Source organism: Kitasatospora sp. NPDC005751 (genome assembly GCF_040630835.1).
Lineage (GTDB): Bacteria > Actinomycetota > Actinomycetes > Streptomycetales > Streptomycetaceae > Kitasatospora.
This window is the reverse complement of the sequence record NZ_JBEXYC010000102.1, coordinates 1-11,807: the sequence shown is the minus strand read 5'-3', so window position 1 is coordinate 11,807 and position 11,807 is coordinate 1. Positions and strand designations below refer to the sequence as shown.

At 75.8% G+C, this 11,807-nt stretch carries 10 protein-coding genes; 7 read left to right on the top strand and 3 right to left on the bottom strand.

Annotation, left to right across the window (positions count from 1 at the left end; all coding sequences use genetic code 11):
* From ABZ497_RS35680 to ABZ497_RS35650, 7 genes are all read left to right on the top strand, one after another.
* A partial coding sequence (locus tag ABZ497_RS35680; protein ID WP_359812020.1) for a hypothetical protein occupies positions 1–214 on the top strand: 214 nt, incomplete at its 5' end.
* Positions 214–1,584, top strand: a complete 1,371-nt coding sequence (locus tag ABZ497_RS35675) for a hypothetical protein (RefSeq protein WP_359812017.1) — start codon at positions 214–216, stop codon at positions 1,582–1,584. The genes ABZ497_RS35680 and ABZ497_RS35675, both read left to right, overlap by 1 nt.
* On the top strand, positions 1,584–2,633 hold the full coding sequence (locus ABZ497_RS35670; RefSeq protein ID WP_359812015.1) for a glycosyltransferase family 2 protein: 1,050 nt from the start codon (positions 1,584–1,586) through the stop codon (positions 2,631–2,633). The genes ABZ497_RS35675 and ABZ497_RS35670 overlap by 1 nt, the downstream gene beginning before the upstream one ends.
* Positions 2,630–3,442: a polysaccharide deacetylase family protein gene (locus ABZ497_RS35665; RefSeq protein WP_329490678.1), complete on the top strand. Its 813-nt coding sequence runs from the start codon at positions 2,630–2,632 to the stop codon at positions 3,440–3,442. The genes ABZ497_RS35670 and ABZ497_RS35665 overlap by 4 nt, the downstream gene beginning before the upstream one ends.
* The gene (locus tag ABZ497_RS35660; RefSeq protein ID WP_359812013.1) at positions 3,435–5,522 is read left to right on the top strand and encodes a glycosyltransferase; all 2,088 of its coding nucleotides are present in this window, start codon (positions 3,435–3,437) and stop codon (positions 5,520–5,522) included. The genes ABZ497_RS35665 and ABZ497_RS35660 overlap by 8 nt, the downstream gene beginning before the upstream one ends.
* The gene (locus tag ABZ497_RS35655) at positions 5,522–6,802 is read left to right on the top strand and encodes a glycoside hydrolase family 16 protein (RefSeq protein ID WP_359812011.1); all 1,281 of its coding nucleotides are present in this window, start codon (positions 5,522–5,524) and stop codon (positions 6,800–6,802) included. Before ABZ497_RS35660 ends, ABZ497_RS35655 begins: the two co-directional genes overlap by 1 nt.
* 14 nt (positions 6,803–6,816) lie before the next feature.
* Positions 6,817–8,076 carry an ATP-grasp domain-containing protein gene (locus ABZ497_RS35650; RefSeq protein ID WP_359812008.1) on the top strand — a complete coding sequence of 420 codons (1,260 nt, stop codon included), beginning with the start codon at positions 6,817–6,819 and terminating at the stop codon, positions 8,074–8,076.
* A 120-nt stretch (positions 8,077–8,196) separates the two neighbouring features.
* Here ABZ497_RS35650 and ABZ497_RS35645 read toward each other — a convergent pair whose 3' ends face one another.
* The 3 genes from ABZ497_RS35645 to ABZ497_RS35635 form a co-directional block, all read right to left on the bottom strand.
* A complete protein-coding gene (locus ABZ497_RS35645; RefSeq protein ID WP_359812005.1) occupies positions 8,197–9,414 on the bottom strand; it encodes an FAD-dependent oxidoreductase in 1,218 nt (405 codons plus the stop codon).
* Between the two features lie 110 nt (positions 9,415–9,524).
* Positions 9,525–10,190: a GTP cyclohydrolase II gene (gene ribA / locus ABZ497_RS35640; protein WP_359812002.1), complete on the bottom strand. Its 666-nt coding sequence runs from the start codon at positions 10,188–10,190 to the stop codon at positions 9,525–9,527.
* Positions 10,191–10,398: 208 nt separating this feature from the next.
* Positions 10,399–11,807, bottom strand: a 1,409-nt coding sequence (locus ABZ497_RS35635; RefSeq protein ID WP_359811999.1) for a trypsin-like serine protease, incomplete at its 5' end; no start/stop codon positions are given.

Genomic DNA, 11,807 nt, shown 5'->3' with positions numbered 1-11,807 from the left:
AGCAGGGTCAGCGCGGAGCCGAGGGTGCAGGCGAGCGCGATCTCGCCGGCGATCAGGGTCCGGATCGGCCGACCCCGGCCGGGGCGGGCGCGACGGCGATCCGGGACTGGCCCGGCTCGGCCGGCTCGAACTGCGCGGCCTGCTGCGCGGACCGTTCAGCTATCTGGTCAGCCGGCGGCAGGACCGCCGGTTCCGGGCGGAGGACTGGTCGTGATGCAGTCGCTCAGCACGCGTTCGGCCGCGCCCGCCCGGCCCTGCTCCTGCCCGCGCCCGCTGCCCTGCCAGTGCTCCTACCGCGACCTGCTGCGGGCCCGCGCCCGGGCCGGCCGGGCCCGGCTGGCCGGGGAACCGCTGCTGCGCAACGGCCACATCCTGCTGGCGAGTTCGATGGTGGCGGCCGCGCTCGGCGCGATCTTCTGGCTGTTCGCCACCCGCTGGTACAGCGCCGAGACGGTCGGCCTCAGCTACGCCGCCGTCTCCGCCGCCGGGCTGCTCTCCGCGGTCGGCCGGTTCAACCTCAGCAGCGTCCTGGTGCGCTTCCTCCCCGGCGCCGGGCAGCACACCCGCCGGCTGGTGGCCCGCTGCTACGCGGCGAGCATCGCCGCCAGCGCGTTCGCCGCGGTGCTCTTCCTGCTGCTGATCCCGTGGATCTCCCCGAGCCTCGGCTACCTGCGGCAGCCGGTGGTGGCGGTCGCCTTCGTGGTGGTCACGGCCGGCTACTCGCTCTTCGTCCTCCAGGACGGCGCGCTGACCGGACTGCGGCGCACCGGCTGGGTGCTCGGCGAGAACGCGCTGTTCGCCCTGGCGAAGGCGGGCGCGCTGGCCGTCTGCGCGGTCCTCGCGGTCGGCACCGGGATCCTGGTCTCCTGGGCGGCGGCGCTGCTCATCACCGTCCTGCTCACCAACGTCGTGCTCTTCCGCCGGGCGATCCCGGCCCACCAGCGGGCGGCCGGTGCCACCGCGTCCGCCCCGCCGCGGGTGGCCGGCTACGCCGTCGCGGACTACCTCGGCAACATCTCCGGCATCGCCGCCTGCAGCGTCGTACCGCTCATGGTGCTGGCCGTGCTCGGCGCGGAGCAGAACGCCTACTACTCGCTCGCCTGGGTGATCGCCGACAGCCTCTACATGGCCGCCTACAGCATGGGCAGCTCGCTGGTGGTCGAGGCCGCCCGGGCACCCGAGCGGCTCGCCGAACACGCCCGCCGGATGATGTGGCACACCGGACTGCTCGTCCTCGCGGCGGTGGCCGTGATCGTGGCCTTCGCCCCCTGGATGCTGCGCCTGTTCGGGCCCGGCTACGCCGAGCACGGCACCACCGTGCTGCGGCTGATGGCCCTCTCCGCCCTGCCCACCGTCGTGCTGAGCCTGGCCACCGACGTCGCCCGGGTGCGCCGCGCCCTGGGCTGGATGATCGGGCTCCAACTCGTCTACGCCGTCCTCGTGATCGCGCTCGTCGCCGGACTGCTGCCCGTGTTCGGCCTCACCGGGGTCGGGCTGGCGTGGCTGCTCGCCGCGACGGTCCTCGCCCTCCCGCTGCTGGTCGCCCTCCCGCGCTGGCTGCCGTCGTCCGATCGGAGATCGTGATGAACACCGTGCCGAACGCCGGACCGGTCACCGCACCGGGCCCCGGGCCCACCCTGTCCGTGGTCGTCTGCAGCTACACCCTCGACCGCTGGGACGACCTGTGCGCCGCCCTCGACTCGGTCCGCGCCCAGCGCCGGCAGCCCGACGAGACCGTCGTGGTGGTCGACCACTGCCCCGCCCTGACGGCCCGGCTGGCCGCCCGCCCCGGCCTGCGGCTGGTCGAGAGCCCCGAACGCCCGGGCGTCTCCGGCGCCCGCAACACCGGGGTCACGCTCGCCCGCGGCGAGTTGGTCGCCTTCCTGGACGACGACGCGGTGGCCGAACCCGACTGGACCGAACGGCTGCTGGCCGGCTTCCGCGACCCGCGGGTGCTCGGCGTCGGCGGCCGGGTCGACTCCTGGTGGGAGACCGGCCGCCCCGGCTGGTTCCCGCCCGAGTACGACTGGGTGGTCGGCTGCTCCTACCCCGGGGCCGCCGGGAGCACGGGCACGGTGCGCAACTTCATCGGCGCCAACATGTCCTTCCGCCGGGCCGCGGTGGTCGCCGCCGGCGGCTTCCGCGGCGACCTCGGCCGGATCGGCACCAGCCCGTTCGGCTGCGAGGAGACCGAGCTCTGCCTGCGGCTCACCGCCCGGCACCCCGGCACCGAGCTGCGCTACGAGCCCGCCGCCGTCGTCCGCCAGCACGTCCCGCCGGCCCGCACCACCTGGCGCTACTTCAGCTCCCGCTGCTACGCGGAGGGCCGCTCCAAGGCCGTCGTCGCCCGCTACGCGGGCAGCCGGTCGGCGCTGTCCACCGAGCGCCGCTACGTGCGCCGCACGCTGCCCGCCGCGATCCTCCGCGCGCTGGGCCGGCGACGGGTGCGGGCCGCCGGGGCGCTCGGCGCCGGCGCCTGCCTGGCGGCGGCCGGGTACACCGTCGGCCGGCTCGCCCGGGCGGACACCGCGGACACCGCGGACACCGCGGGCGCCGGGGACGCCGGGGAGACCGGTGCGGCCCCCGCCGCCCGGCCCGGCGTAGCGGCCGTGTCCACCAGGAGCCGGCCATGAAGGAGGTCCCGGTGTTCCTGTACCACTCGGTCTCGGACGACCCGCCGCCGTGGATCGCTCCGTACACCGTGACCCCCGCGGCCTTCCGCCGCCAGATCGACCGGATCGTCGACAGCGGGCGACCCGTGGTGCCGCTGCGCCGGCTGGTCTCGGCGATCCTCGGCGGCCCGCCGCTGCCGCCCCGCGCCGCCGTCCTCACCTTCGACGACGGGTTCGCCGACTTCTACTGGACGGTGGCCCCGCTGCTCGCCGAGCGCGGCCTGCCGGCCACCCTCTACGTCACCGTCGGCGCCGTCCACCCGCCGGGCGGCCCGCCCACCGGCAGCCTCTTCCCGCCGGCCGACATGCTGAACTGGCGGCAGATCAGCACCCTGGACGCGATGGGCGTCGAGATCGGCGGCCACTCCGTCACCCACGCCCAGCTGGACACCGTCTACGGGCGGCGCTGCACAGACGAGATCGTCGAGTGCAAGCGGCGCCTGGAGGACGCCCTCGGCCACGAGGTCGTCGCGTTCGCCTACCCGCACGGGTACTCCAGCCCGGCCGTCCGGCGCAAGGTCCGCGAGGCGGGCTGGACGTCGGCGACCGCGGTGGAGAACAAGTTCAGCTCCGCCTCCGACTCCGTGCTGCGGATCTGCCGGCTGATGGTCCGCAGCGACACCCCCGACCACGTCTTCGACGGCTGGATCGCCGGGCGGGGAGCCCGGGTCGGACCCGTCCCGGAGAGCCTCTACACGCGGCTCTGGCGCAACTACCGCCGGCTGCGCACCGCGGTCGGCAGTCCGGTCGGAAGGCCGTCCAATGGTTGACCAACTGGCCCCCGCCCAGCTCCCCACCGGCGGCCCGCCCCCGGAGCCCGACGGCGCGCGCCCCTTCGGGCGCCTGCGCGCGGGGCCGCTGCGCGCGCTGCGCGCCGGCTGCCGGGAGGCCGGGCCGCTCGGCGTCTTCGCCCGCCTGGCCCTGCCGGTGGCGCTCGCCCTGTGGCTGCTCGCGCTGCCCCGGGTGCGGCTCGGCGGCATGGGCGACCTCGGCCTGATCCAGGTGCTGCCGGCCCTGTACTGGACCGGCCTGGCCCTGCTGGTGGCCGGCTTCGTGGCCGTCCTGCGCGACCGGCGGATCCGCCAGCGCTGGGCGGCCGGGTACGTCCTCGCCCTGATCGCCTTCCTCCACGCCACGCCCACCCTGCTCTACCCGGAACTGCGGTACGCGTGGGCCTGGAAGCACGTGATGGTCGTGGACGCCATGCTGCGCCACGACGGCTCCGTGCCGAACGCCGGCGAGCTGGACATCTACAACCAGTGGCCCGGCTTCTTCCAGCTCAACGTGCTGCTGCTGCGCGCCACCGGCCTGCACTCCGCGCTCGGGTACGCGGCCTGGTTCCCGGTGCTCACCAACGTCCTGCTGCTCGGCCCGCTGCTGCTGATCTTCCGTACCGTCACCCGGGACCGGCGGCTGGTCTGGGGCGGCATCTGGATCTACTACAGCACCTCCTGGATCGGCCAGGACTACTTCTCCCCGCAGGCCTTCTCCTACCTGTTGTTCCTCGCGGTGCTCGCGCTGGTGCTGCGCCGGCTGGCGGCCACCCGCGTCGCGCAGGGACCGCCCGGCGGGGGAGCGTCCGTCGGCCGGGACGCCACGGCGGGTGGGGGAGGCCCGGCGGGTGGGGGATCCACGGCGGGTGGGGGAGGCCCGGCCGGCGCGCGGAGCGGGCCGGGCACCGGAGCCCGGGCGATGACCTGGGTGACCGACATCCCGCCCCGGGGCGGCTGGCGCCCGCTGCCGTTCGCCCTGGTGCTCGTCCTGACGGCCGCCATCGCCTGCTCGCACCAGCTCACCCCGCTGATGCTGATCAGCGCCCTGCTGATGCTCGCCCTCCCGCGGCGCAACCGCCGGGTGGTGCTGCCCGCCCTGGTCGGTGCCGTCGGCATCACCTTCGCCTGGGACGCCACGGTCGCGCGGCCCTACCTGGCCAAGAACATCGGCGACCTGGTCGCCGCGCTGGCCTCGCCCGACAACAACGCGCTGCCCGGCCTCCAGCGGCTCGCCCAGCCCGCCCCCGGACAGGTGTTCGCCTCCTGGGTCGACCGGGGCCTGACCGCCGCCGTCCTGCTGCTCGCGGTGACGGCGGTGGTGCACCACCGCTGGGTGCGCCGCACCCCCCTGCCGCTGCTCCTGATCGCGCCCGTCCCGCTGCTGCTCGCCAACAGCTACGGCGGCGAGATGATCTTCCGCGCCTACCTGTTCGCGCTGCCCGCGGCCGCTCTGCTCGCCGCGACCGTGCTGATCCCGTCCTCCCGTGCTCCGGCCAGCCCCGCCGCCCCGGCGGGCACCCCCGCCGGCGACCGGGCCCGCCGCCCGCGCCGGGCGTTGCCCGCCGTGCGCCGGGGGCTGACCCTGGTGGCACTGCTCGCCCTGCTGGGCGGCCTGGTCTTCGGCTACTACAGCAAGGAGGCCATGAACACCTTCAGCCCCGGCGAGGTCGCCGCACTGCGCTACGTCGCGCACACCGCGCCGCCGGGGTCGCGGATCGTCTCGGTCACCGCGGACCTGCCCGGCTCCGAGGAGCGCTACGACGAGCTCAGCCGGACGGCGCTCTCGGTGGGCACGCCCGACGACCGCCGGCAGCTGGTCGCCGACCCGGCCCCGGCCGTCGAGGCCGCACTCGCGGACCCCGCCGTCACCGGCCCCTCGTACCTCGTGCTGACCAAGGCCCAGACCGCCGAGTGCACGCTGACCGGCATCCTGCCCGCCGACACCGTCGACCGGGTCCGCGCGGCGGCCTCCGCCTCCCCGACGCTGCGGGTGGTGTTCACCGACGGTGACGCCACCGTCTACCGGCACTCCGCCCAGGTCGCCGTCGAGAGCCCGTTCGCGGAGAGTGGGCAGTGATGATGAGGCCGCCTCCCCGCACCGCCGCCCGGCCGGCGCTCGCCCTGCTCGGCTGGGCCGCGCTGGCGTCCACCGTGCCGGCGGCGGGCAGTCCGCTGCGCGTCGCGCTGACCGGCGGCTTCCTGGTGATCGGCCCGGGGGCGGCCGTCCTGCTGGCCCGGCCCACCGTCGCCCGGACGGCCGGCGGGCCCGACGGGCTCGCCGCCGCCTCGCTCGCGGTGGCGCTGAGCACCGCGCCGGCCGCGCTGACCGCCGTCGCGCTGCTGGGCTGCCACGTCTTCTCGGTGGGCGCCGCGCTCGCCGCCCTGGCGGCCGTCACCACGGTGTTCGCCCTGGTGCCGCACCGCACCCGGCGGGGCCGGCCGGCCGGGGCGCGGCCGAGGCACGGACGGTGGCGACCGGGCCGGGCCCGCCGGCCGGCCGGCGGGTTAGCGGCGGCCGCCCTGCTGGTGTCGGCCGCCGCCTGTTCCGGCACCCCCGGGACGGCCGGCGGCTCCGGGCCGACGGGGTCGGGCACCGGGCTGCCGACGGGCGCCGCCGCGAACCGGCCCCCGGCGCCCGGCACCTGGCGGCTGGTGTTCGACGACGAGTTCACCGGCTCCTCGCTCGACACGGCGAACTGGACCACCTGCTACGACTGGAACGACGGTGGCTGCACCAACGCCGGCAACGGCGAGGACCAGTGGTACCAGCCGGGCCAGGTCAAGGCCGGCGGCGGCCGCCTCACCCTGACCGCGCAGCCCCGGACGGTGAAGGGCAGCGACGGCCGGACGTACCCGTGGGTCTCCGGCATGGTCAGCACCGGCCGCGACTCCTGGAACGCCGAACCGCGCCACACCTTCACCTACGGCTACTTCGCGGCCTCGATCAAGGTCCCGGCCAACCCGCACGGCTTCTTCCCCGCCTTCTGGCTGATCCCGGCCGCGACCAGGGGAACCCCGCCGGAGGTGGACATCGCCGAGTTCCCCAACATCGACCAGTACGTCCACATGAACCTGCACTGGCGGGGCGCGGACGGCTCCGACCAGCACGTCGGCCAGAACTGGGGCCCCGCCGACTTCTCCGCCGGCTACCACGTCTTCGGCGTCGACTGGGAGCCCGCCGCGGTGACCTGGTACGTCGACGGCAAGGCCTGGTTCCAGGTCACCGACCCCTCGCGGATCCCGACCGTGGCGATGGAGATCGTGATCAACCTCGCCGTCGGGTACCTGGAGTCGCCACCCGCCGGGACGGACTCGGCGGCCCTACAGGCGCAGTGGGTCCAGGTGTGGCAGCACTGAGAGGTGGGAGCGTGATGGCAGGAGGCCCGCTGGGCGTCGACCGCGCCGTCCCCGCGCTGCTGGTGAAGGTCGGTCACTACCCGCTGTCGCACAGCGCCGTCGGCGCGGTGCGCTCGCTCGGCCGGCTCGGCGTCCCGGTCTACGCGATGGTCGAGGACCGGCTGACGCCCACCGCGCTCTCCCGCTACCTGACCGGAGCGCTGGTCAGGCCGAGCACCGGCCGGGAACCGCCCGCCGAACTGGCGGCCGCCCTGCGGGGGGTGGCCCGCGAGGTGCGGCGGCGGAGCGGGCGGCGGGCCGTGGCGGTGGCCACCGACGACGAGGCCGCCGTGCTGCTCGCCGAGCACGCGACCGAGCTGGCCGAGGACCTGCTGCTGCCGCCGGTGCCGCCCGGTCTGCCCCGGCGGCTCGCCGACAAGGGCGGTCTGCACGACCTCTGCCGCGCTACCGGCACCCCCACCCCGGCCGCCCGGACGCCCGCCGACCGGGCCGGACTGCTGGCCGCCGCGGCCGAGCTCGGGTATCCGCTGGTGCTGAAGAACCTCGCCTCCTTCACCCGGCTGGAGCGCCCGGTGGTCGGCCACACGACCGTCGTCCGGAGCGAGGCGGAGCTGCTGTCCCACTGCCCGCCCGGGGCCTCCTGCGACGGGCCGCCGCTCGCGGTGCTCGTCCAGGAGTACCTGCCCGCCGAGCAGGCACGGGACTGGATCACCCATCTGACCTGTGGCCCCGGCGGCGAGCCGCTGGCCGTCTTCACGGGCGTCAAACTGCGGTCCTGGCCCCCCGGGGCGGGCGTCACCACCCGGGCCGGGGCCGTCGCCAACCCCGAGCTGGCCGAGCTGGCCGTCCGGCTCTGCCGGCGGCTCGGCTACTGCGGGATCGCCGACCTCGACTGGCGGCTCGACCTGCGGGACGGCCGGTACAAGCTGGTGGACTTCAACCCGCGGACGGGCGCGCAGTTCCGGCTCTTCGAGACCACCGCGGGCGTCGACGTGGTGCGGGCGCTGCACCTGTCGCTCACCGGGCGGCCGGTGCCGCCCGGGCCGCAGCTGCGGCGCGGCTACGGGGTCGGCCAGCTCGACCTGCTCTCCCTCGGGTCCGCCGCGTGGCACGAGCACCGCCCGCCCGCCGACCCGTGGCCGCACCGGAGCACCGAGCGGGCCTGGCTCTGCGCGGACGATCCGCTGCCCGCCGTGGCCGTCGCCGCCCGGTTCGGCGGCCGGGCCGCGCGGTACGCCGCCCGCCGCCTGGCGGCCGCGGCCCGGGGCGGGTGAGCGCGGGGGGCGGCGTGACGGGGCGGGTGGGCGCGGGGGCGGCGTGACGGGGCGCGCCGTGAGGGCGGCGACGAGTGGGCGGCGGCGAGTGGGCGTGCTGGGGCGGGAGTTGACGGCCGGTCAATCCGGTGCGCCGCCGGTGACAGCGGCCGTGATCCGGCGGGCCGCGAAGTCCGTACCGCAGACGAAGCGCAGCAGCGGGCCGAAGGAGTTCGCCGCGGCCAGCCCGGTGAAGTACAGCCCCGGCACCGAGGATTCGAAGCCGCCGGTCAGCCGGGGCGCCCCGTCCGCCGTGCGCCGCACCGCCCGCCGCAGGCCCGGGTCGAGCAGGTCCAGGCGTTCGACGTCCACCCGGTAGCCGGTGGCCGCCAGCACGTGGTCGACCTCCAGGGCGCCGGTGAGGCCGCGCAGCCGCAGCCGGACGGCGCCCGCCCGCTCCCGCGCGGACTCCACCGAACACCCGGTGAGCACCGGCACGCCCGCGTCCTCGACCCGTTCGCGCAGCCACCAGGCACCGGCCGGGCCGAGCACCGTCCGCACCCGGCCGGCCCGGACGTCGTCGGGGAGATGACGGAAGGCCCAGGGGGCGCGGCAGTAGCCGAGAAGGTTCCAGCCGGGCCCGAGTTCGGTGCCCGGGTACCGGGCGCGCACGGTCGCCGGCCGCTCACCCGGCAGGTCCGCCCCGGGCGCGGTCCCGAACCGCAGCCGGGCCGTCCGGGCCACCAGTGTGGGCCGCGCCCCGGCCTCGGCCAGCAGGGCGGCGCTCTCCAGCGCCGACTGCCCGGCGCCCACCACCGCGACCCGGCACCCCGCGAAGCGGCCCAGGTCCGCGTGGTCCGAGGTGTGCGAGCCGAGGCCCGACTCCCGCAGCGCGGCCAGTTCGCCGGGGACGTGGGCGAAGGCCCGCAGCCCGGTGGCGAGTACCACGGCCCGGCTCCGGAGCTCCTCACCGGTGTCCAGCCGCAGCCGGAAGACACCGTGGTCGTAGCCGATGCCGAGTACCGAGCAGCGCTCGACCCCGGGCACGCACCGCTGCTGGAACCAGTCGCCGTAGGCGATGAACTCCGCGATCGGCACGGGGTAGCGGTCGCCGACCGGCGCCACGCCCAGGGCCGTCCGGTGGTCGGCCAGCCGGTGCCCGGGGGCGGGCGCGGAGATGTTCGAGGCACGCGGGGTGGACTTCAGGAACATCCCGGCGGGCATGTGGTCGCGCCACCCCGCCATCGGCTCCCCGAGCACCCGCAGGTCGCTGCCCCGCGCCGCCAGGTGGGCGGCCGTCGCGAGCCCGTACGGCCCGGCCCCCACGACGGCGATCGGCAGTCGGCGATGCGTCGGCACGGACGCCTCCCGGAGTACTCGGACGTCCCTCCAGAATGCCCCTTCGGCCGGTCGGCGGCATCAGGTGCGTGGACGAACCGGCCCGCCCGGGCGTGCGGACCCGCGCCGGCTCAGCCGACCAGCCGGGACAGCTCGATCGAGTGGCCGGTCCGCTCCACCTTGGCACGGAGGTAGCGGACGTTGCTGGCCGACAGGTGCACCCCGGTCGGTACCCGGCGCTCGACCGTGATGCCGAGGGCGGCGAGCTGGTCCGCCTTGTCCGGGTTGTTGCTCAGCAGGTCGATGCCGGTGGTGCCGAGCGCCGCCAGCATCTGGGCGGCGGCGGTGTAGTCGCGCCCGTCCTCGGGCAGGCCCAGCGCGGTGTTGGCGTCATAGGTGTCGAGCCCGGCGTCCTGGAGGGCGTAGGCGTCCAGCTTGTTGTACAGCCCGATGCCCCGGCCCTCCTGCCGCAGGTACAGCAGGTAGCCGCCGGCCTCGGCGATCCGCTCCACCGACTCGCGCAGCTGGGGCCCGCAGTCGCAGCGGTCCGAGCCGAAGACGTCCCCGGTCAGGCACTCCGAGTGCAGCCGCACCAGCGGCGTCCCGCCCTCCGGGGTGCTGCCGAAGGCGAGTGCCAGGTGCTCGGCGCCGTCGGCCATGCCGTGGAAGGTGAACACCTCGGCGTCCGCGCGGTACCCGTCCGGAAAGGTGAGCGGGATGCGCACCCGGGAGCGCACCGTGGCGGTGCCGGGCTGCGTCGGAGCGGTGCCAGGCTGCGTCGGGGCAGGCTGCGGCATGGGCGGGGCCTCCGTTACCGGGGTGATGGTCGGACCCCGACGGTACTCGGTAGTTCCAATTTGAACAACTGTGTTCCGAGCCGCCCGCACCGGGGTGGAGTGGGACGGCGCAGGCTCGCAACGCCCCGTGGGGCTCGCCTGTTCCCACCGGTCACGACGGAGGGGGCGGGTGGCCCGTGCGGCCGCCCGCCCCCTCCGTCGTGGCGTGCTAGAGGGTGCCGGTGATGGCGGTGCCGGTGTGGTCGCCGTTCACGCCCTGGAGGTTCAGGGCCTGGGGGGCGGTCCAGTTGCCGTCCGCGAGGCGGGTGGTGGTCAGGACGCGGTTGTCGCCGGTGGTGATGGCGAACTGGGCGCCGGTGTCGACCGGGGCGGCGCTGACCGAGGTGGCCGTGACCTGACCGATGACGCTGCTGACGGAGCCGAAGGGCTGCCAGGAGGCGTTGGCGTAGCGGATGGTGTGGAGCTGGGAGCCGGTGTCGGTGACGACGACGAGGTTCATGTCGTCGCCCTGGCGGGCCATCGCGAGCGAGGTGACCGGGGCGGTGGCGCCGGCGGCGCCGGCGACCGCGCCCCAGGCGCTCCAGCTGCCGGTGGAGCCGGAACGGATGGTGTGGTAGACCTGCCCGCCCGCGACGGCGGCGACCTGGAGGTCCCCGCCGACTCCGGCCGTGGCGAGGGTGGTGACGCCGCTCAGGGGGCCGGCGGCCTCGAAGACCTTGCCGAAGCCGGTCCAGTACCCGCCGCTGGTGCGGACGCTGTGGAAGAGCTGGCCGTCGGCGAGGACGACGACCTCCAGGTTGGCGCCGGTGGAGGCGATGGCGACCTGGGTGATGTTGCCGAGGTCGCCGACGTTGGTGTTGAGGTCGCCGAAACCGGCCCAGGTGCCGTCGAGGTGGCGGATGGTGTGGTGCAGGTGGCCGTCGCCACCGAGGGCGACGACGTGGGTGTCGCCGTTGATGCCGGCGGTGGCGACGGCGCGCACGCCGCCGATGCCCCCGGCCTTGGCCTGGACGTCCTCGAACGGGGTCCAGGAGCCGTCGTAGAGGCGGGCGGCCTGGAAGAGGCCGGTGCCGCCCTTGACCAGGGCCTGGGTCTTCCAGCCGACCGAGGTGCCGCGCACCTGCTGGACCCAGGCGGTGAGGTCGTCGACGCGGGTGTTGGTGGCGCCGGTGCGGGTTTCGGTGCTGCCGAAGCAGCCGCCCTGCCAGGAGCGGGAGGCGATGGCGGCGAGTTCGGTCCTGCCGTTGACCTCGCGGACGGCGGGGGCGCCGGTGTCGCCCTGGCAGATCGAGGTGCCGTTGGTGCCGGTGGTGTTGATGGCGTTGGCGGTGACGGCGCCGACGTTGAAGACGCCGCTGTGGAGCTTGAGGGGCACCCACTCGGTCTTGGTGCGGCCGTAGGCGGGTACGCGCAGGTTCTCGCCGGCGGTGGGGGCGGTGGTGGCGAGGGTGAGCGGGGTGATGCCGTCGACGGGTGTGGCGAGGCGGGCCATCACGAGGTCGCGGTCCTGGCGGGGGACGAGCTCGACGATCTCGGTGGTGGCGCCGGTGGTGGTGGTGAGGTCGGTGCGGCCGACGGTGGCGGTGGTCTTCCACTTCGGTGCGCCGGCGGCCAGGG